General features: G+C 31.8%; 22 protein-coding genes. 14 read left to right on the top strand and 8 right to left on the bottom strand.

All coding sequences use genetic code 11. The features are described from left to right. Positions 1-12 precede the first annotated feature (12 nt). A complete protein-coding gene (locus D1815_RS10420) occupies positions 13-942 on the bottom strand; it encodes an expansin EXLX1 family cellulose-binding protein (protein WP_118386845.1) in 930 nt (309 codons plus the stop codon). 11 nt (positions 943-953) lie between these two features. Beyond that, positions 954-3,194 (bottom strand): transglycosylase domain-containing protein, encoded by a 2,241-nt coding sequence (locus tag D1815_RS10415; RefSeq protein ID WP_118386844.1) that lies wholly within the window; start codon positions 3,192-3,194, stop codon positions 954-956. Between the two features lie 299 nt (positions 3,195-3,493). Here D1815_RS10415 and D1815_RS10410 point away from each other — a divergent pair, with 299 nt between their 5' ends. Beyond that, on the top strand, positions 3,494-3,784 hold the full coding sequence (locus tag D1815_RS10410; RefSeq protein WP_027395482.1) for a hypothetical protein: 291 nt from the start codon (positions 3,494-3,496) through the stop codon (positions 3,782-3,784). Between the two features lie 39 nt (positions 3,785-3,823). Here the strand turns inward: D1815_RS10410 and meaB are convergent, their stop codons facing one another. Both meaB and D1815_RS10400 read right to left on the bottom strand, forming a co-directional pair. Continuing rightward, complete coding sequence (gene meaB / locus D1815_RS10405; RefSeq protein WP_118386843.1) at positions 3,824-4,882, bottom strand: methylmalonyl Co-A mutase-associated GTPase MeaB; 1,059 nt, start codon at positions 4,880-4,882, stop codon at positions 3,824-3,826. 87 nt (positions 4,883-4,969) lie between these two features. Further along, positions 4,970-5,533, bottom strand: coding sequence for a DUF2911 domain-containing protein (locus tag D1815_RS10400; protein WP_118386842.1), 564 nt, complete (start codon positions 5,531-5,533; stop codon positions 4,970-4,972). A gap of 86 nt (positions 5,534-5,619) precedes the next feature. Here D1815_RS10400 and D1815_RS10395 point away from each other — a divergent pair, with 86 nt between their 5' ends. Continuing rightward, a complete protein-coding gene (locus tag D1815_RS10395) occupies positions 5,620-7,218 on the top strand; it encodes an NAD(P)/FAD-dependent oxidoreductase (protein WP_027395485.1) in 1,599 nt (532 codons plus the stop codon). Positions 7,219-7,221: 3 nt separating this feature from the next. Here D1815_RS10395 and D1815_RS10390 read toward each other — a convergent pair whose 3' ends face one another. Next, entirely contained in the window at positions 7,222-7,446 is a 225-nt protein-coding gene (locus D1815_RS10390) for a hypothetical protein (RefSeq protein WP_027395486.1), read from the bottom strand. Positions 7,447-7,734: 288 nt separating this feature from the next. On the opposite strand from D1815_RS10390, the gene D1815_RS10385 reads away from it, so the two are divergent. From D1815_RS10385 to D1815_RS10365, 5 genes are all read left to right on the top strand, one after another. Further along, positions 7,735-8,226, top strand: a complete 492-nt coding sequence (locus D1815_RS10385) for an RNA polymerase sigma factor (RefSeq protein ID WP_051336370.1) — start codon at positions 7,735-7,737, stop codon at positions 8,224-8,226. Continuing rightward, a complete protein-coding gene (locus D1815_RS10380; RefSeq protein ID WP_118386841.1) occupies positions 8,210-8,821 on the top strand; it encodes a hypothetical protein in 612 nt (203 codons plus the stop codon). The genes D1815_RS10385 and D1815_RS10380 overlap by 17 nt, the downstream gene beginning before the upstream one ends. After that, a complete protein-coding gene (locus D1815_RS10375; protein ID WP_027395489.1) occupies positions 8,793-10,172 on the top strand; it encodes a hypothetical protein in 1,380 nt (459 codons plus the stop codon). Before D1815_RS10380 ends, D1815_RS10375 begins: the two co-directional genes overlap by 29 nt. Before the next feature lie 263 nt (positions 10,173-10,435). Continuing rightward, on the top strand, positions 10,436-10,735 hold the full coding sequence (locus tag D1815_RS10370; protein WP_027395490.1) for a hypothetical protein: 300 nt from the start codon (positions 10,436-10,438) through the stop codon (positions 10,733-10,735). Positions 10,736-11,099: 364 nt separating this feature from the next. Continuing rightward, complete coding sequence (locus D1815_RS10365) at positions 11,100-11,738, top strand: hypothetical protein (RefSeq protein ID WP_118386840.1); 639 nt, start codon at positions 11,100-11,102, stop codon at positions 11,736-11,738. A 101-nt stretch (positions 11,739-11,839) separates the two neighbouring features. Here the strand turns inward: D1815_RS10365 and D1815_RS10360 are convergent, their stop codons facing one another. After that, complete coding sequence (locus D1815_RS10360) at positions 11,840-12,190, bottom strand: DUF6249 domain-containing protein (protein ID WP_027395492.1); 351 nt, start codon at positions 12,188-12,190, stop codon at positions 11,840-11,842. 148 nt (positions 12,191-12,338) lie between these two features. Here D1815_RS10360 and D1815_RS10355 point away from each other — a divergent pair, with 148 nt between their 5' ends. The 5 genes from D1815_RS10355 to D1815_RS10335 all read left to right on the top strand — a co-directional run bounded on the left by D1815_RS10355 (position 12,339) and on the right by D1815_RS10335 (position 16,390). Continuing rightward, positions 12,339-12,926 (top strand): RNA polymerase sigma factor, encoded by a 588-nt coding sequence (locus tag D1815_RS10355; protein ID WP_118386839.1) that lies wholly within the window; start codon positions 12,339-12,341, stop codon positions 12,924-12,926. Then, on the top strand, positions 12,910-13,308 hold the full coding sequence (locus tag D1815_RS10350; protein WP_118386838.1) for a hypothetical protein: 399 nt from the start codon (positions 12,910-12,912) through the stop codon (positions 13,306-13,308). The genes D1815_RS10355 and D1815_RS10350 overlap by 17 nt, the downstream gene beginning before the upstream one ends. A 95-nt stretch (positions 13,309-13,403) precedes the next feature. Beyond that, a complete protein-coding gene (locus D1815_RS10345; protein ID WP_118386837.1) occupies positions 13,404-14,735 on the top strand; it encodes an NAD(P)/FAD-dependent oxidoreductase in 1,332 nt (443 codons plus the stop codon). Then, the gene (locus tag D1815_RS10340) at positions 14,732-15,421 is read left to right on the top strand and encodes a peptidoglycan DD-metalloendopeptidase family protein (RefSeq protein ID WP_118386836.1); all 690 of its coding nucleotides are present in this window, start codon (positions 14,732-14,734) and stop codon (positions 15,419-15,421) included. The genes D1815_RS10345 and D1815_RS10340 overlap by 4 nt, the downstream gene beginning before the upstream one ends. Before the next feature lie 324 nt (positions 15,422-15,745). After that, the gene (locus D1815_RS10335) at positions 15,746-16,390 is read left to right on the top strand and encodes a hypothetical protein (protein ID WP_118386835.1); all 645 of its coding nucleotides are present in this window, start codon (positions 15,746-15,748) and stop codon (positions 16,388-16,390) included. 83 nt (positions 16,391-16,473) lie between these two features. Here the strand turns inward: D1815_RS10335 and D1815_RS10330 are convergent, their stop codons facing one another. Beyond that, positions 16,474-17,055, bottom strand: coding sequence for a DUF4377 domain-containing protein (locus D1815_RS10330; protein WP_118386834.1), 582 nt, complete (start codon positions 17,053-17,055; stop codon positions 16,474-16,476). A gap of 119 nt (positions 17,056-17,174) precedes the next feature. Here D1815_RS10330 and D1815_RS10325 point away from each other — a divergent pair, with 119 nt between their 5' ends. Together D1815_RS10325 and D1815_RS10320 are read left to right on the top strand one after the other, a co-directional pair. Further along, complete coding sequence (locus D1815_RS10325) at positions 17,175-17,513, top strand: PadR family transcriptional regulator (RefSeq protein WP_027395497.1); 339 nt, start codon at positions 17,175-17,177, stop codon at positions 17,511-17,513. Beyond that, positions 17,510-18,118: a hypothetical protein gene (locus D1815_RS10320; RefSeq protein ID WP_035086670.1), complete on the top strand. Its 609-nt coding sequence runs from the start codon at positions 17,510-17,512 to the stop codon at positions 18,116-18,118. The genes D1815_RS10325 and D1815_RS10320 overlap by 4 nt, the downstream gene beginning before the upstream one ends. A gap of 81 nt (positions 18,119-18,199) precedes the next feature. Here the strand turns inward: D1815_RS10320 and secA are convergent, their stop codons facing one another. Further along, on the bottom strand, positions 18,200-21,556 hold the full coding sequence (secA, locus tag D1815_RS10315) for a preprotein translocase subunit SecA (protein ID WP_027395498.1): 3,357 nt from the start codon (positions 21,554-21,556) through the stop codon (positions 18,200-18,202). Between the last annotated feature and the right edge of the window lie 185 nt (positions 21,557-21,741).

Here is a 21,741-nt window from a genome sequence, read left to right as displayed (position 1 = left end):
TTAAGTCTAATGTTAGTGTTTCACTAATTTTATAACTTTTTTCTTTTCTAATATTAGATAATAGATACCATTACTGTAAGATGATATATCTATTTCTTTACGAGAACCTTGATCTAATATTTTACCCGCATTATTTACCAGTTTCCATTTTTTAGTGTTTTTTGTGATATGTATTATATCTGATGTTGGGTTCGGATACAATATCGTTGCTTCTGTAATATCAACTTCTGGTATAGAAAGTTCTTGATTACATTCTTCTGGAGTAGAAAATTGAAGTCCTGTATCAAAATCTTCGTTTAGATTTAATGCAATATTTTCGAAAATCAGTTCTTCTCCTAAAATTGAAGTTACTCTTAGATTCATCGGAGATGGAATTCCAGAAGTTTCTATAAAAAAGTTAAATAGTTCTCTATTTGTGTTTTTCCAAGTATTATCTGGTAATCGATATTCCATTTTAGAAATTGCATGATTAATGTTTCTAAATTGGATGGCTGTCCAGAATTCAGTGGAACCTTCTTTAAAATTAATTTTAATAGTTTCATTAGTAAGTATAGTTTCACAGGGTACAAACTTCCACGATATTGGGACTCTACCGTCAATAACCTCGGCAATCATTTCAAAAGCCTCCATAGTCATATCGACATCACCAGAAGCGCACTCAGGACAACGATCAACTACATTTAGAATAACACTTCCTTTTGCTCCAGTCACTTCGATACAGGCTCCACAACCATTGCTGCCATCGTAATCAAAATTATTTAGTGCACAATGCATATAATCTCCAACTCCTACAGGCAAAGAACAATTACCAAAAGTACCTCCTGCTACACCATCATAAAATGTACCTTCACCCGTATGTACGGTATCGTTGCATTCCTGAGCAGAAATTTTCATAATCATGATTACTGCCAAAAAGCAGAAAATATAATTGTGTGAATTCATTAAGTTAGGTTTTAATTCTTTTTAAATTTCTTTCTTTTTTTCTTTTTACTAAAAAGCCTCTTTAAAAAATTATCTCTTTTTTCCGGTTTACATTCTAAATCTTCAAGCACATTATTAGAAGTTTTTTCGAAACTACTTTTGGTTATAAGATCGAAAACGGGGTTCTCGTTCATTTTTTGATAAAGTTCTCCGAAGATTGGTAATGCAGAATTAGCGCCTTGTCCCTGTTTGGTGGTTTTAAATCCAATATTATAATTATCATTCCCCACCCAGGTTACCGTGACAAGTTTTGGTGTAATCCCTACAAACCAACCGTCTTTGTTATCTTGAGTTGTACCCGTCTTTCCTGCTATATCATTTTTTAAGCCATAGGTTTTTCGTAATCTGGTTGCTGTACCATTATCTACAGTAGATTTCATCATTTCTAGCATTACCTGTCGGGTATAATCGCTATAGGCAGTTTCTGTTTTTTCTTTTTCAAAAGATGCAATTAGATTGCCATTTCTATCTTGTATTTTTGTGATATAAAAAGGTTGAACACCTTTAGATTTATTAACGTAACTAGCATAAGCACCAGCTAATTCTTTAATTTTGATTCCAGCTGTTCCTAGTGCAATGGACGGTTGTTCCGGTAGCTCTTCATCGATTCCCATTTTTTTTATTTGATCAAGCACATTTGTAACTCCAACTTCGTCCATAACTTTTACAGCTATTGTATTTACCGAGTTACTTAAAGCAGTTTCTAGGTTGTAGTTTAAATAAGGATCTTGTTCTGTAGAAGAATTTTTTGGTGTCCAATCTTCTAAATTAGTATAAGTAACTTCTTTTAATGGGAAATAAGTACAAGGTTTCATTCCATTTTCAATGGCTGCAGTATATACAAAAGGTTTGAACGTGGAACCTACTTGTCTTTTACTTTGTGATACGTGATCATATTTAAAGTATCTATAGTCAATACCTCCTAAATATGCTCTAACGGCACCATCTGTAGGGTCAATTGCTATCATTCCTGCATTCAGAAATTTTAGATAATGCTGGACACTATCTTTGGTAGATACTTTTTTGGTAATATTACCTCCCCATTCAAAAAGTTCCATTTCTTGTTTTACAGATAATGAATCCTTGATCTGGTTTTCACTAAGACCTTGTTCAACGTATTTCTTGTAAATAGGAAGTCGTTTAATTGTATTGTCTAGAAGTTTTGTGTTTCCTTTCCAAGGAGCCTTTAAACCATATTCTTTTTCATATACGTTTTGTAAGTTTCGCATATGATCTTTCATTACTTTTTCGGCTAATGATTGCATTTCGTAATCTAAGGTTGTATGTATTATCAACCCATCTTTATAGATATCATATAAGGTACTATCTGTTTTTTTGTGCTTTTTTAAGATCTGAATAAGTTCTTTCTTTACTTCTTCTCTAAAATAAGGTGCCAATCCCAGATCATGATTAAAGTATTGATAATCCAATACGATATTTTTATTCATCACTTGGTCTGCCACATTTTGAGTAATGTGTCCGTATTTTACCATTTGGCGTAAAACAACATCGCGTCTTAATTGACTTCTTTCTGGGAAGAGTCTAGGGTTATAGCTATGGTTAGCCTTTAAACTACCAATTAATGTAGTTGCTTCTGATAATGTAAGTTCTTTGGTTGATTTATTGAAAAATTTCTGCGAAGCACTCTCAATTCCATATGTGTTATCAGGAAAAGGAACAGTATTAAAATACTGGGTTAAAATATCTTCTTTAGAGTATAAATCTTCAATTCGTTTAGCAACAATAGATTCTTTTAATTTATTTACTACAATGCTAAAAACCCCATAGTCTTTTCTTCCAAAAATATTTTTGACTAATTGTAATGTAATTGTACTTCCTCCTCCAGAGGATTTATCACTTAATAAGATAGTTTTAAAAAAGACTCTAAGTAAACTAACATTATCAACGCCATTATGTTGGTAGAAACGAATATCTTCTGTGGCGACTAATGCATCTATTAAATGATCTGGGAGATCATCATAGGTTATGGGTTGTCTGTCATAGATATAATATTTTCCAATAAGACGTCCATCTTTGTCTAGAACTTGTGTTGCTTCTACTTGTTTTAATGAGCTCAATTCATCTTTGTTCGGAATGTTTCCCCAGAAACCAAAATAAATGCTTCCATAGAAAATAATGAAGATGAAAATAAATCCTCCTAATGAGATTAATGGATACTTAATCCATTTTTTTTTTAATAGTACTCGTATCATAGATCTGACTACTGTTAACGCTAAAAATATAATATTATTGAGGAGTATCATGCTTTACAATATTCCTAAAATTAATTTCAGGGAAACACTTACTTTTTTTGAAGGTTAATTATCACGGTTTTATGATTTTTTATTTTAAATTGTAGTAATAAATACTGTGTCATAAGCACTAGAAGAAAATTATTTGGAGCATCCATCAAAATTGAGCTTCAAAATGGATTGTATTAAAAAATGTAACACAAAATAACATTCTTTGATTTACTATTTATTAGTAAAGTAACCGACTAATCCTGCGCATTATGAAAAGAGTAATTGTTAACTACAAGAAACTGAATAAAGATATTTTAAATCTTTTAGTAGGTAAATTTCCAGATGGCTATTCAGACAGTGATATTATTTCTTTTAAAAATCATCAAAATCATACTATTGAGGCTGTTGAGGTAAAAACTAATGATACCATATATTTAGTCAAAATTAGTGAGCGTCTTGCTGGTGTTATGCAAGATCACGATGAGAACACTTCTAATATTAAAGTTCCGGAAGCTGTTACAAAAGAACAAGTGAGAGATGAAGTAAACTTTGATGTTTAACTGATTATATTATAGGCTCCAAGTAAACAGATAGTGCCGTTATTTCGATTTTTTATGTTGATTTAATAGAGATGTTGCTGCCGCAAAGGGAGTGATTTTATGTTGTTGTACAGCCTTAATTTGATCAGATAAAGATTTTTTGATTTCTGGATGGTTATAGAATGAGCTTTTTAGCTCTTCTTCAATAGTTTGTAATAACCAAAATTTATTTTGTCGAATTCTGTTTTGTTCGAAATACCCATTTTTTGTTGAAATATCTAAATACCTTAAAATTAATTCCCAGATCTCTTCAATGCCAGTATTTTTAAGAGCACTACAAGTCAATACTTCTGGAGACCAACTACTTTCAGCGATAGGGTAAAGGTGCAAAGCTTTTTTAAATTGGTTTTTAGCCTCCCTAGCACGTTTTAGATTGTCGCCATCTGCTTTATTAATAACAATTGCATCCGCCATTTCGATAATACCTCGTTTAATTCCCTGAAGTTCATCTCCCGCTCCGGCTAATTTTAATAAAAGGAAAAAATCTACCATACTATGCACAGCAGTTTCGCTTTGCCCAACTCCAACAGTTTCAATGATTATTATATCATAGCCTGCAGCTTCACATAAAATAATTGACTCACGTGTTTTTTGGGCAACTCCTCCTAAAGAACTTCCGGAAGGAGAAGGTCTAATAAAAGCACCAGTTGATCTCACAAGTGATTCCATTCTGGTTTTGTCTCCTAAGATGCTCCCGCCAGAAATAGTGCTACTAGGATCTACCGCTAAAACGGCTACTCTTTTTCCTTTTTTTATAAGAAGATTTCCTAAAGCTTCGATAAATGTACTTTTTCCTACTCCAGGAACTCCTGTAACTCCTATTCTTATAGAGTTATTAGCATAAGGAAGACATTTTTCAATAAGTTGTTGGGTTTTTTGACTGTGTTTTTGTTGAGTACTTTCTACTAATGTAATTCCTTTGCTTAAAGCTGCTGTGTTTTGTGAAACAATTCCTTCAAATATATTAGGAATAGATACTTCCTTTTGCTGTAATTTTTTAAAACGATCAATAACATTCTTATTGGTGTTAGAGGGGATTTTAGAAGATTGATCTTTCATATAATTTTATTCAGAAACTACTTTAGAGCAAATTTATAAATTCATTTTAGTATACATTACTATTCTTGTATAGAATACAAAGTAAAATTATTGTTTAGAAGTTATAGGGATCGCAATAGCCGTTTGATCCCAAGCTAAGAACATAATAGTAAAATTATTAGCCTCCTGAAAGTAAATAGAAAATTGTTCTACAACATTCAATAAATGTTGTACAGGAACTTCTATAGTTAGTATATCATATTCAGGGTTTCTAGATGGAGTACCGTCTGTAAAATTAACCCCCCAATTATATTGACCTTTATTAAAAATAACCTTCCAAGAGTCTTTTCCGGGGATTGTCCATAGCGTATAGGTTCCGGCTTTTAGTTCCGTGCCATCCACGAGAATTGACTTATCAGTCGTAAAAGTTGTGGCCTCATTGGCACCAGTTCTCCATACTTTATCAAAAGGAACTAATTCTCCAAAAATTTTCCTACCGTTTTTAATAGGTCTATTATAAAAAACAGTAAAGTTTGTTTCTTTACTTGCATGTGTCACTGTCTGTTCTGGACTATGCGCTTTGGTCTTCGATTTAAGAATTGATATTCCTGCAATTCCTATAATTACAATTCCGATAATTATGATTAATAATCTTTTTAAGAGCTTAGACATTAGTTGCTTTTTTGTTTTTAAAGATAATCCATTTTACATGTGAAAATACAGATATTTATGTACTTTTGGGCTCTTACTAGTGACATATGGTCGAAAAATCCTTTAAAAAATTTACTTCAGATATTAAATTTACCGATGATACTTATGTTATTATTGGTTCTGGAATTGGCGGCTTAACCACTGCGGTTTTTTTAGCTAAAGCTGGGAAAAAAGTAGTAATCTTAGAGCAACATTATACTCCAGGTGGATTTACACACACTTTTAAGAGACGAAAAGGATTGATTTGGGATGTAGGAGTTCATTACGTGGGGAACATGGAAGAAGATTCGGGATTACGTAGGATTTTTAATTATCTATCTGATAACAAGTTGGAATGGGATTCGATGGGAGATCCATACGATGTAGCGTACATAGGTGATCGTAAGTTTGAATTTGTTAGCGGAAAGGAAAACTTTAGACAGAAGTTTAATGAATACTTTCCTAATGATACTATTGCAATAGATAAATATTTAGAATTACTTCAGAAATCAATTAAGAAAAACCTTTTATATTTTGCTCAGAAAGCTTTTCCAACATTTCTAAGTGTAGTTTTAGGCCCTTTATTTAGAGGGATACAAAGTTCTATTTCTAAAAAAACTACATATGAGGTATTAAGTAGTATTACAGATAATCAGGAGCTTATTGCAGCGTTATGCGCCCAATGTGGAAATTATGGGCTATCACCTAAAGAAAGTAGTTTTGCTTCCCATTGTATAGTAATTAATCATTTTATGGAAGGAGGGTATTATCCTAGAGGAGGAGCTAATCGTATCCACGAGACCATAATTGATAATTTAGAATCTTTAGGGGTTCAGGTATATATCAAAGCAAAAGTTGAAAAAATTCTTACTAAAGGAAGAGCAGTGCGTGGAGTGATGATTAATGGACAAGAATATGTATGTAAGAAAGTAATAAGTAATGCAGGAGCTCGTAATACTTTTTTACGTTTATTAAACAATTCTTTGAACAATAAAAAATATTTGAATTTTGAAAAGATTAATCCATCTACCTCTCATTTGTGCTTGTATGTTGGTTTAAATAAAAGCGATAAGGATCTTAAACTACCAAAATATAATATTTGGTGGTATGATGATAAGGATACAGATAGTATTTTAAATGATAGAAATAATCTAGAAAAAGATACTTTGTCTTTTGCCTATATATCTTTTCCTTCTGCGAAAGATAGTTTATGGCCTTCTGAGCACCCTGATCAATCAACAATTCAATTAATAGGTAGGGCTTGGTATTCGGATTTCAGTAAATACGAAGATAAGCCTTGGCTCAATAGAGGCGAAGAATACGATAAAATTAAAGAGAAATTTAAGCTTAAAGGATTAGCATTGCTTAAAGAACTCTACCCACAATTGGATGGGCAAATAATCCATGCAGAAGTTTCTACTCCTGTTTCTACGAGAAAATTTAGTAATTACAGTCAAGGAGAAATTTATGGGATCACTCATGGACCGGAGCGATATCAAACTAGAGTCTTGAGACCTAGGACTCGTATTAAAGGTTTGTATTTAACTGGGCAAGATATTACATTAGTTGGAGTAGGTGGAGCTATGGGGAGTGGTGTTTTGACTGCAGCTACAATTATAAAATGGAATATGAGTAAGCAGTTTAAAGAAATTGCTGCTAAATATTAACCGCTATATTTTCTTCATGATTCTCATAGAATTCATCACATTTACTGCATATGTGTTTCGTTGAGTAACTAATAAGTCAAGTACTGATTTTGGTAATAATTTAGTTTCTAAGAAATTGTCTATTTGATTGATTATATCTTTCGTACTATCAACATTATCCTTCATAAGATTGATAACATTTTTAAACTCTTTAGTATCTGTTTTAGTATTGTTAATTGGAGTAAGCATTTCTTTGATAATTTGTGATTAACAGAATTAGTGTATTTCAATAGTCTTATCTTTTATAAAAAGCTTACTTCGTTTCGTGATTTTTTTTTAACAAATTGATATTCAGTGTGTTTTGTTTTTTTGTTTTTTTTATCTTTAATTTTGCAACAAATTGATATTCCCTGTCGTCTTTAGAAGAGAATAGTAATTAGAACAGTTTTAAGAAAGTAATCACTAACCAAAATTTAGAAAAGTTTGTTACAGAGCGAGCTAATAGAACAATGTAGGGCTAATGATCGTAAAGCACAGATGAAGCTTTATAATAAATACTGTGATGGTATGTATTATGTAGCATTACGATTTCTAAAAGATCCTTTTGAGGCTGAAGAAGCCATGCAAGAATCTTTTATTAAAGCCTTTTTAAAACTTCATCAGTTTACCGGTGATGTGACTTTTGGTGCGTGGCTAAAACGTATAGTGATTAATAAGAGCATTGATATGCTCAAAGCGAAGAAGATGAATATGGTTGCTATTAATGAGCAGGTGATGTCTACCGTAGAAGAGCAGGATGATTGGTCTGTTGCTGATTCTACAACGGTTGACGAAGTAAAGGGAGCAATAGAAAGATTACCTGAGAAATATAAATATGCTGTAATGCTATTTTTAATAGAAGGATATGATCATAAGGAGATCAGTGAAATATTAGATATTACTCCAGTTGCTTCAAGGACTTTAGTACATAGAGGAAAGAAACAACTTCAGGATCAATTAAAACATTTGAGAGATGGGACAGGATATTAGAGAGTTATTAAAACAAGACAACAGAATTCCTTCAGAACGTTTGTCAGAAGGACATCAGAATCGTTTTATGGCAAGATTGGAGGAGGAACTTCCTAAAAAAGCTAGGAAATTTAACTATGGTTGGTTAAGAATTGCAGCCAGTGTTGTGGTAATCTTATCAATATCTATGTTCGCTTTTAATGATTTTGGAAATAATAATGGTAATAATACTAAAATTGTTGATACCAATACTCCAGATGTGAAAAATGCTACAGTGGTTTTGAGTAAGCAGACATCTTCATTAGCCGAAATGTTTCCTGAATATGAAAAAACGGAAAATTATTTGCTAACAGGAATAAAGTTTCAGTTATCTCAAATTAATGTGGATGATTCTAATAGGGAGCTAGTAGAAAGTTTTATGAAGAGGTTAGAGAATTTAAATAGAGAATATCAAGATCTTAATAAAGAATTAATAGAGATAGGACCTAATGAGCAAAGTGCGGAAGCAATGATAGAAAATCTAACACTTAGACTATCGCTCTTAAAGAGATTAAAAGACAAACTAAAAGAATTAGAAAAAATTGAGAATGAAAATTACATTGATATACAAGCTTAATCTTGTAACGCTTAGTCTAGTATGTTTCTCTGGAGTATTTGCTCAGAATAGACAAGACAAGTTAAGTGAAAAGTTTGTAGTAAATAAAGATGTTGCAATTCATCTAAATACTAGCCATACCGAAGTTGTGTTCGAAACTTGGAATAAAAATTCCGTTGAGATAGAAGCGTACATAGAGGGGGATAATATTACAGAAGAAAATAAAGAGCGGCTATTACAAAATTGGAAAATAGAAGCTTTAGGCAATAGTAAAGAGATTACTATAAATTCTATTACGGGTAATTTTTGGTCAGGAAAAGCAGCTGTTTCCAATACACAAAATATCAACTCACCAGAACTTAGACGATTGGAGCCAGTTATTTCTAATATGCTAAAGCCTATTTTAAAGAACATAGAGAATAATCCGATGCCAAGTGCTCTTTCCGAAAACCTGGCTAGTATGAATTTTGATACGAATAAGTTTAAAGAAAATGAAGAAAAATATATTCAACAATGGGGAGACCAGATAAAAGAAAAGTTTGGTGATAATTATGAGAATGTTGTAAAGAGTTGGACAAAAGAACTAAGTAAGAATGTAAAACAAATCCAACCAAATTCTGAATTGAGTTCTCAGAATTGGGCAGGAGAAGAGTTTGCTCGAAGAATGCAAGCTTGGGCATCACAATTCTCTGGTGATCTAGAAATTACTCAAACAAATGGTTCTAACGTTACCGTATATAGATATAGTTCTAGAATGAATAACTCAGGAACTATTCATAGAATTGTAAAAGTAAAAATGCCGAAAGCAGCATTACTTAAATTAAATATTAGACATGGAGATGTACAATTAGCAGAAAAAACTACGAATATAATTGCTTCTTTATCCCATACAAGCCTACAAGCTAATGTTATCGATGGAGATCGGACATTTATTAGAACATCGTATTCTCCGGTAAATATTAAACAATGGAATAATGGTAGATTAGCAGTTAATTACGTGAAGAATTGCAGGATTCAAAACGCTAAAAACCTTAGGGTAAATGCAGATTCTAGCAATATTTTTATTCAAGAACTAGAAGATAATGCTGCTATATCCGGAAGTTTTGGAGCAATTACTGTAGCAAATCTTTTAGAGTCATTCTCGACATTAGATTTAGCGGTTGAGAATAGTGATTTTAAATTGAAATTACCAGAAGTAGCATTTAATATAGCCTATAGTGGAATGCAAAGTAGAATCTCATTACCGAAAACCATGGAGGTAAATGCAAGAAGAAATTTTGGAAATGTATTCGTCAATGGATTCAATCAAACCAGAAATACTGATAGGGTTATAACTATAAACGCCAAGTATAGCGATATCATACTACAATAATTTTATAATAATGTGTTAATTGTTTAAAAGCTCTGCTAATCAGTTTAGTAGAGCTTTTTTTGTTGTTGTGTTTTACTTGTAAAAGGATTTCTTCTTGTAAACGGAGTACTACATTTTTGTTTCTAAAATCGTTTAATTATGTATTTAGTCGACCATATTGAAATTTAAACTAAAAAGTTTTAAGGTTCTTTTGTCTATTCTGATTTTATAGTAAATTTAAAGTGGGAAAATACAGATCATAATTAATTTAATTTCAGTGGCTTATGAAAAAATTATTACTAATTTTTTCTTTAATATCTGCTACAGTTTTGTTTGGAAATAATGGGAATGACGAAAGCCTCATCGTCAAACGTAATGGCAACATCATCACTGTAGTCAATTTTAAAGATGGGGACAAAGTAAAATTGTTTGAGTTAAGAACAGGTAGGATTATTACCTATAAAACAAAAAGAGGAATCTTCGACCTTACTCAGCTTCCTGCAGGTAAATACCTTCTAGTAGATAAAGATGGGCGAAAAGTTATTGTCGAGAAGTTATCAAATCCAGAGTTTTATGTTAAGTGATTGTAAATCAAAAATCAAGCTAATTTTGACATGAAAATTGTTTGAATAAATGTTAATTTATTCACATTTAAAGCTAATTGTTAATATTTTTTTAAGAAAATTATAATAGTACGAATATTAAAATCTGGTTTTTTCGTCTAAATAATGTGCTTTTTGTCGTTTTTTTCGAAACCTTACAAAAAATAAATACTTGATAATCAATTATTTGTAATTTTAAAATTAAATAAACGCACCTTTTTGTGTCATTTGTCGAAAATCAAAAACGTTTGATCTAAAAGTTGGTGTTTTTTTTCGGGAAACGATAATTTAACAATATTATTGTGTGGTAATCACGTAATAACATTACAATAAACATATCCAGACAATGAGGGCTTTAATTTTTATTTTCAGTTTATTCTTCCTAACAAATCTAAATGCTAGATTTGAGGATGATGATCTGCAAATAGCAAGAGAAGGATTTGTTATAGTAGTTGTCGATTTTAAAGAAGGAGATAAGATAAAAATGTTTGAAGTTGAAACCGGAGATCATATTTTATCTAAAACAAGAGGACAGATTGATCTTAGTCAATTACCATCAGGTAAATATTTATTGGAAAATAGTGAAGGTAAGTCTGTTGTAATCGAAAAAAGTGAAAATGATATAGTAATCGAGAAAGAACTTGGTACTGAATATATCGTGGAGTATGATAGCGAGTCAATGTCTTCAAATGATGTAACTGTAGAGGAAGAGTTAGAAGAATACTATTTAAAGTCAGAATTAAATCCTTTAGGAATAACAAGGAATGGAGATGTTATTACAGTGGTAGACTTCTTAGAAGGAGATAAGATTAAATTGTTCGAGATGATTGGTAAAATTCACGTTTTATCAAAAACAACAGAAGTTGTAGATCTTACGCAGTTGGCTACCGGTAAATATATTTTAGAAAATGATAGAGGGCAATCAGTAGTTGTAGAGAAGTTTGATGTTGATCTAGAATTTACTGAAACTGTGGCATTCAACTAGAAAATTAAAATTAATTATTTATTTTTATAGAATAAGTAGAATTTGGGGGAAAGACCTATCAGAAATGATAGGTCTTTATATTTTATAAACTATTTAAAAGTTTATTTGTCTAAATTGCTAGTCATTTTAAAACCAGTAAATAATCCTGCCCCAGCCATTAAAAAGATAGTTCCTGGGTATGCTACTTCTCCATCTACACCTAAGCTATAGTGCAGTATTCCTGCTATAAAAATACCTAAACCAATCCCCATTAATAATAATGAAAAATTAAGAATGAAAACTTTCCAAATGGGAGTTACTCTTTTAGTTTTACTGCTGTAAAAAATAGAAGCATCGGCTCCTTTATCAATAAGAGACATACGCTCTTTATTGCGGGCGGTAATAAATAAATAAAAAATACCAAAAATACATCCGAATATAGATAATGGTATTAGTACTTCGATAAAACTCATAATTTTTAGATTTAAAAAATTTAACTGTTCGTTTTTTATCTATGACGTTGATATGTAAAGTTCGGTTACAGAAAAGATGAAAAATTATTTTGTATCTTTTTACGTAAGGAGTGTAACCAGTTATAAAAAGGTATCGTCTAATGTATAAATGAACCATCAATCAGATCAATATTATATTAAACAAGTGTTAGAAGGAGATGTAAACGCTTTTTCGACATTAGTAGAGCGTTATCAAAATTTGGTGTATACTGTAATATATCGAATTGTTAGAAATAAAGAAGAAGCAGAAGAGATTGCACAGGATACTTTTATTAAAGCGTATAAATCCTTATCTAATTATAGAGGAGAAGCTAAGTTTTCTACTTGGTTGTATACTATTGCATATAGAAAAAGCTTAGACGCAATAAAAACTAAAAAACGATTCGTTGCTACAGAATTAATAGAGGAGATAAGTGAAGGAGAAGTGACCAATGTAAATGACGCATTAAGTTATTTACAGGATAAAGAACGGAAACAGATTATTTCCGATAGTATTCTTAAGCTTCCTGAAGAAGAAGCTGTTATTGTAACCTTATATTATTTTGAAGAGAAGAGTGTAAAAGAAATTAAAGCTATTGTAGGAATTACAGAAAATAATATAAAAATAAAACTATATAGAAGTAGAAAAAAACTATATTCGATACTTAAGTATCACATTTCACCAGAAATTAATACTAGCAATGGAAGAGCAATTTAATGACATAAAGAAATTAGTAAAAGAAGCAGGTGTAGAAAATCCTTCAGTAGATTTTTTGCAAAATGTGATGCGTAATGTTAGTGTAGAAAACACTTCTTCAAATAAACCGCTAGTTTATCAACCTTTGATCTCAAGAAAAGCATGGGTTGTTATTGGTTTAATAGTAATTGGAATTTTAATTTCTTTACCGTTTTTATCAGATGGAACTTGGGCTTTGCGTAAATTCGATTTTCCATTATTTAGTCTACGTGATTTTAAGAATCCCTTTTCCGATTTTAGGCTTCATGCTACTACAACATATGGTATTATATTTCTTGCCATATTATTTACAGTACAGATAACAGTAATTAAAAGAAGGATAGATAAGATATATTCTATTTAAACTGCTTCTGTTGTTAATCTAAATCATAAAATACTTTTTAAACTTATATACATTCTTTATTTTACAAGCTGCTTTGGATAACAGGGTTATAGTTTATGAAATCAAGAATATGTATTATAGGAGCTGGACCAAGTGGTATTACTACTCTAAAAAATTTGAAAGACAAAGAGCTAACAGTTGTTGTCTATGATCGTAATCAGGAAGTAGGAGGTAACTGGATTTTTTCAGAAGATGTTAGTCATTCTAGTGTATTCGAAACGACACATATAATTAGTTCCAAAACACTTTCGCAGTATGAAGATTTTACTTTTGATGATTTTGATACTACTGTAGCAGATTACCCATCTCATGATGAATTAAGAAGATATTTTCAAGCGTATGCTAAACATTTTGAGCTCTATCCTTATATAGAATTTGGAACTATAGTAAAGCATTGTGATCGTATAAGTGATCGTGAATGGGAAATTACCATACTGCAAAATGGAGATGAAAGAAAAGAAATGTTTACAGATTTAGTAGTTTGTAATGGACATCATTCCGTCCCTAGAGTTCCTAGATATCCTGGTCATTTTTCTGGAGAATTTATACACTCTCATGAGTATAAAAAGGCAGCACCATTTGCAAATAAAAAAGTTTTAGTAATTGGTGGGGGTAATTCTGCTTGTGATGTAGCTGTCGAGACAAGTAGGGTAAGTAAAAAAACAGCAATTAGTTGGCGTAGAGGTTATCGAATAATACCCAAATTCTTTTTTGGATTACCCTCAGACATTGTTGGATCAAGATCTGCATGGCTTCCGGTAAAAATTAGAGGTTGGTTTAATGATAGGTTGTTACGCCTTATGCTAGGGAAGAATAAATTATACGGTTTGCCAGAAGTGAAAACTAAGTTTGGTGAAACACATCCAACGATTAATGATGAACTTTTGTATAAAGTAAGACATGGAAAAGTGCATCCAAAAGTTGACATAGAAAGACTGCATGGTAAAATAGTATGGTTTAAAGATGGAACAAAAGAAGATTATGATGTAATTATAGCATGCACGGGCTATGTATTAAAACATTCATTTTTTGATTCTTCATTTATCGATTATAGTGATGGACCAGTTCCACTATACCTTAAGATGTTTCACGAAGAATTTCATAACCTTTTTTTTATTGGATTATTCCAGCCTTTAGGATGTATTTGGCCGGGATCAGAATTACAAAGTAAAATACTGGCAAATTACCTTACGGGAGACTGGAAAATGCCTTCTACTATCAAAAAATTATGTCAACGAGAAATAACACATCCACACTACAAACAGATTAATACACCTAGACATACGATTACTGTTGATTATCATAAATTTAGAAAATCGTTACTAAAACAGTTGCCTAAGAATTGGGTTTCGAAAACACCTAATAATATTTCAAAAAGTACTTTATGATGAATGATTCATTTTCTCAGTTTATAGAGAGCCTATCCCGTAGTTTTATACCTATTGTTGATCCTGATTTTTTAAAAGAGAATTATGTTTCTATAGATCTGTCAATATATAATAAAGATTTAGAGCGTATTGATGTATCTTCTTCTAAGGCTTTTGAAGGTTATATAAATAGATATTTGATCAAGAATGCGGCTGAGGTAGCTTTTGGTGGTTATAATGAAACCAGAGGTATTTATAGAAGAAGTAAACATTTTAACCAACAAGACCCAGAAACCGAACGTAATATACATCTCGGATTGGATGTTTGGTGTGATGCAGGGACTGATGTTTTAGCTCCATTAGAAGGAAAAATTCATAGTTTTAAAAATAACAAAAACTTTGGCGATTACGGGCCTACTATAGTTCTAGAGCATAAGATAGAAAAAGTGATCTTTTATACATTATATGGACATTTAAGCGAAAAATCAATTGAAGATATAAAGATAGGACAACACTTTCGTGCAGGAGATGTGGTAGCTAAGTTAGGGGATGCATCTGTGAATGGTGATTATGCCCCTCACTTACATTTTCAGATTATTAAGGATATGCAGGGTAATGTAGGCGATTATCCAGGAGTATCTAATAAAAAAGAATTGCGGTATTTTTTGCAAAATTGCCCAAACCCTAATTTATTACTTAAAATTTAAGCTAATTGTTGTGTTGTTTTAGGTTTGTTTGATTAATACGTGAGATAATCAAAATGTAAAATAATATGAAAACAGATAAGAACTTGGGAGTTTTTTGTGTTTTTGATCGATTTTAAAACGCCTTTCATCAGTATTTTTATGATTTTTTAAATATAATAACTTGATAATCAGTGTTTTGTTGTAAAAATTAACAAAACCTTTGTAGTTGAACGAAAATCCGTGTTATTTCATCTAAAAGTCTGATTTCTAGTTGGTGGCGTAAGTTTTTTGTGTTATTCTTGTATGGTAAAGCCGTAATAACTTAACTTTAAAGCCCCAGAAAAAATGAAAGTTATAGCCCTAATATTCAGTCTATTTTTATCTCTTATCATTTCAGCCAATGAAGACAACAAACTTACTGTTCATATGGATGGTTTAACTGTTGAGGTGTTAAATTTTGAAGAAGGAGATAAATTAAAGTTGTTTGAACTTGAAACAGGGGATCATATCTTATCTAAATCATATTCATTAATAGACTTAAGTCAATTACCTGTTGGTTCTTATTTATTAGAAAACAATGAAGGTAAGTCTTTAGTGATTAACCGTCAAGAAGAGGAGTTGATGATTGATGGCGCGGTTATTTTACAAGAAGAAGAGTTTATAGTGGGGGATGATGCTCAATTTGCTGATGTTACTGGAGATGAAGAAATGAATGTAGAGAAAGATTTCATCAATAACTATGTAAATTCAAACCAAAACTTATTGAATATTGAAAGACAAGGTGATATAATCGTAGTAGTGGATTTTGAAGAAGGAGACAAATTAAAATTATTTGAAGTAAAAGATACTATTCACGTATTGTCTAAAACAACAAATGAAATAGATTTAAGTCAATTACCAGTAGGATTATATATATTAGAAAATAGTAAAGGGGATTCTGTTGTTGTTGAAAAATTTATAGAAACTCAAGCTACATTAACTGATTTGTAGGAAGTTTAAAGGGGATAAACAAATACAAGAATAAAGCGGGTTCGATTAGAACCCGCTTTGTTTTTATTTGTAATTAGTGTGTATTATTCGTTTATTATTTCTTTTAAAACATATTGATTATCAGATCCATGAGTAAATACTCCTGTTAACTGTTCTTGATTATTGATTTTATTAGATAATTCCAAACATAGATCTTGACAATCGATAGATATTGAAGAGTTTATTAGTGCATGGTTGTTTTCCTGATCTACAGTTGTCCAGTTGTAAAAGGTTCCATCGGTTGTATTCATTGTTAATCGTACTTTAAATTCTGTATTTGACGAAACGGCTGTTTTGGATAGCACTCTAATTAAGTCAATTCTTATACTAGAACCATCTTGTGGAGGATCGGGGATGTGGGTTTTGCTGACTTGTAAATCATGAATAAACCCTAATCCATATTCAAATCCCTGTATTTTTTCATGGGAATTTGTAAATTCTTCTTCTCCAATCTGATCTCCTTCTTGGGTTAGTATAATAACACCTAAATCTCCCCAAAATGTAACTAATCCAGTGTCCTGATAATGATTCACTCTAATGTTAGTGATTTCTATTATTTCATCATCATTATTACAAGAAATACTTATTGTTAGTATTATGACAAGCAAAAGGAATTTTTTTTTCATATAACATTTTATTATAGGATGGTTTATGTGTTTAAAGGTTGCTCACTATTTATCTTAAATAATGTTAAAATTAAATACATAGAATTATGATGTATTGTATTTTTATGTATATTTGATCTATGTATTCAAAAGAACTTTTAAAGGGAACACTGTCTGTAATTATTCTCAACTTATTATCTGAAAAAGGTAGAATGTATGGTTATGAGATTTTTCAGCAAGTAAAAGAGCGATCAGATGGTAAAATATTATTAAAGGATGGGTCACTCTATCCTGCTTTACAGAAAATGAAAAAAGAGGGTTTGTTGTCTTGTGAAGAAGAATATATCGGTAAAAGAATTAGAAAGTACTATTTGCTTACATCCAAAGGGAAAGAAGAAAAAGTAAATTATATAGAGGAGCTTAAGGATTTTATGGAAACACTTAATAAAGTTATTTTTCCAAAACTAGATGCTATATGAAATTGAATAGTGAACAAGAAAAGAAAATTAAAAATTTTGTAGATAAACAAGGATTTAAACTATTAGAATTACGAGATGATATAGAAGATCATCTATGTTGTGTTGTAGAGAGTGATCTTAAGAGAGGAAGAACATTTGATCAATCATTACGAGATGCTATATCAGAATTGGCACCTAATGGATTAATCGATTTAGAACGAAAAACAATTTTTTTATTAAACTCAAAACGAATTATTATGATGAAAAAACTGATGTATTTTATTGGATTTATTGGAGCGTTAACATTAACAGTAGGTGTTGTATTTAAAATATTATGGTATCCTGGTGCTAATAAACTTTTTATGACAGGTTTTCTATTGTTGTTGTTGATTTTTGTTCCGATGCTAGCTATTGATAGATATAAAGTAGCGATTGCAAAAACGCTTTCAGAGCGCTTAAAAATTGTTTTAGGTTGTGTTTCTGGTGTTATTGTAGGTTTATCAGGATTGTTTAAATTGATGCATTGGATGGGAGCAGAGGTGCTATTGTTAGCAGGTGCTTTTATTTTTGTAGTAGGGTATCTTCCATTTTTGTTTTTTACAATGTATAGAAAGTCCCTTGCTTAAGTAAACGAGATATATGATATAAAAATGAAACAACCCTGAGGTATTACTTCAGGGTTGTTTTAAGTTAAGCGTTTTAGGGATTTATTCAGAAATAAGAACCCATTCTCCTTTTTCTATTAAAGGAATTGCTTGCTTATATTTTACCGTTTTGTTTTCTCCACTCATTACATGTTTGATGGTAACCTTATCATTACGTCCAATTTTTGGTTGTTCTCTAACAATAGTTTCTGTTACCTGAGGACGTTGTTGTGTTTCTCCAGCAGCTCTGTTTTGTGCAGCACGCTCATCCATATTAGGGATTTCTTCTTTAGAAGTTTCTAAATTCTCTTTTTTTCGTACCTGACGAGCTTCAGAAATGTCCTGAGTGTTACCAGTTGGCAACTCTCCTTTGAACAAGAAAGAAATAACATCTTTGTTAACCTCTTCAATCATTACTTTGAATAATTCAAAAGCTTCGAATTTATAGATCAATAATGGATCTTTTTGTTCGTGAACTGCCAATTGTACACTTTGTTTTAACTCATCCATTTTACGAAGATGTGTTTTCCAAGCGTCATCAATAATTGCTAAAGTGATATTTTTTTCAAAATCAGTAATTAATTGTTTTCCTTCACTTTCATAAGCTTTTTCTAGGTTAGTAGCTACATTTAAGCTTTTTACTCCATCCGTAAACGGAACTAAAATACGTTCGTATTTACTAGAAGGATCTTCATATACTTGTTTAATAACTGGATATGCAGCTTCTGCATTTCGCTTCATTTTATCTTGATAGTGCTCATAAGCTGCTTTGTAAATTTCTCCAGCAATCTTTTGAGAATCCATTTTCTCGAACTCCTCAGCAGTTATAGGGCTGCTCATTGAGAAATAGCGAATCAATTCAAACTCAAAGTTTTTATAATCCTGAGCATTCTTATTAGATTCTGTGATCACCTCTGCGGTATCATAAATCATATTAGCAAGATCTACACGAAGACGCTCTCCAAACAATGCGTGATAACGACGTTTATATACAACTTCACGCTGCGCGTTCATTACATCGTCATATTCTAATAATCGCTTACGAACTCCAAAGTTGTTTTCTTCTACTTTTTTCTGAGCTCTTTCGATAGATTTAGAAATCATAGAATGCTGAATTACCTCACCTTCTTTCAGTCCCATTCTATCCATCATTTTAGCAATACGTTCTGATCCAAAAAGACGCATTAAATTGTCTTCTAAAGAAACATAGAATTGAGAACTACCAGGATCTCCTTGACGACCAGCACGTCCACGTAGCTGTCTGTCTACACGACGAGAATCATGACGTTCTGTACCTATAATTGCTAAACCTCCAGCTGCTTTTACTTCATCAGATAATTTAATATCTGTTCCACGACCTGCCATGTTGGTTGCAATAGTAACTACTCCTGGATTACCAGCCTCAGCTACAATATCCGCTTCTTTCTTATGTAGTTTCGCATTCAGTACATTGTGTGGTACTTTACGAATTGTAAGCATTCTACCCAGTAATTCCGAAATTTCTACAGAAGTAGTACCAATAAGTACAGGTCTACCAGCTCTTGATAATTCGGTTACTTGTTCGATTACAGCATTGTATTTCTCGCGTTTAGTTTTGTATACTAAATCTTCCATATCTTTTCTAGCGATAGGTCGATTTGTAGGGATTTCTACAACATCCAATTTGTATATTTCCCAAAGTTCTCCCGCTTCTGTAACGGCAGTTCCGGTCATACCAGATAATTTTCCATACATACGGAAATAGTTCTGTAATGTTACAGTGGCAAAAGTTTGAGTTGCATCTTCAATTTTTACATTTTCTTTAGCTTCAATTGCTTGATGTAATCCATCACTATAACGACGTCCATCCATGATACGTCCTGTTTGTTCATCAACAATTTTTACTTTGTTGTCCATCACTACATATTCTACATCTTTTTCGAATAAAGAGTATGCTTTTAGTAATTGGCGTAACGTGTGGATGCGTTCGCTCTTTACGCTGTATTCTCTGAAAAGATCTTCTTTCTTTTCTGCTTCTTCTTCTTTTGGTAAGCCAAGATTCTCAATTTTAGCAATCTCCATTCCTATCTGAGGTAGTACAAAGAAATCAGGCTCATCTTTACCAGAAAGATAATCTACACCTTTGTCAGTAAGATCAATTTGATTGTTCTTTTCTTCTATTACGTAATATAGATCTGCATCAATTTTATGCATCTCTCTATTGTTATCCTGCATGTAAAAATTCTCAGTTTTCTGAAGCAGCATTTTTACACCTTCTTCACTTAAGAACTTTATTAGCGCTTTGTTTTTTGGAATTCCTCTGTAAACTTGAAGTAATTTAAACCCACCATCTTTAGTGTTTCCTTCTTTGATAAGTTTTTTAGCTTCAGCTAAGACTGTTGTTAAGTATTTTTGTTGTACCCCAACGATATCAGCAATTTTTGGTTTTAGCTCATTAAATTCATGGATATCTCCTTTAGGAATAGGCCCAGAAATAATTAATGGAGTTCTAGCGTCATCAATTAATACTGAATCAACTTCATCTATGATCGCATAATTATGAGGGCGCTGAACTAAATCTTCCGGTGCATGAGACATATTATCCCTTAGGTAGTCAAAACCAAATTCATTATTAGTTCCATAAGTTATATCTGCGTTATAGGCTGCTCTACGTTCTGCAGAATTAGGTCTATGATTATCGATACATTCTACAGTTAATCCATGGAATTGAAATATAGGAGCCATCCATTCGCTATCACGTCGGGCTAAGTAATCATTAACAGTAACTAGATGAACACCATTGCCAGATAATGCATTAAGGTATACAGGTAGCGTAGCAACTAGGGTTTTACCTTCTCCAGTTTGCATTTCTGCTACTTTTCCTTCGTGTAAAGCAATACCTCCAATCAGCTGCACATCATAGTGAATCATATCCCATTTTACCTCTTTACCAGCAGCATCCCAACTTGTAGACCAGATAGCTTGATCTCCATCGAGATTAATATGATCTCTCGTTCCAGAAAGTTCACGGTCATAAGCGGTAGCTTCTACTGTAATAGTTTCATTTTCTGCAAATCTCTTAGCAGTTTCTTTTACAACAGCAAAAGCTTCAGGTAAGATTTCGTTTAAAGCTTTTTCTGTTGCTTCATAAGCATCTTTCTTTAGTTTGTCGATCTCACCATAGATATCTTCTTTTCTATCAATATCTTCTGTAGCGTCCGCTTCTTCTTTAAGGGAATCAATTTTTGCATTGATATCAGCACGGGCTTCATTTATGGTATTTTTGAATTCTACGGTTTTGGCACGTAATTCATTGTCAGAAAGAGAAGCGATACCTTGCGCTGCTTTTTTTATTAATTCAACCTTTGGTTGGATTTCTTTTATATCTTTTTTGGATTTATCTCCAACGAATACTTTTAATACAGAATCTAAAACTCCCATGATTTATGGTTATGTGTTTTTTAATGAGATTTAATTTTAAAATGAAATTAACTTGTTTCTCCTTTAAAAAAAGAAGAACTCTAAATGTAACTTCAATTCTTTGAATCTATTGTAATCTCTATACCTAAAAGGCATTATTATACAATGCTTCACAGACTATTGACAGCTAGTGAAGGTGGCGTAAT

Source organism: Aquimarina sp. AD1, from assembly GCF_003443695.1.
Classification (GTDB): domain Bacteria; phylum Bacteroidota; class Bacteroidia; order Flavobacteriales; family Flavobacteriaceae; genus Aquimarina; species Aquimarina latercula.
The sequence above is the reverse complement of the archived record's forward strand: the minus strand, read 5'-3'. Positions and strand labels throughout refer to the sequence as shown.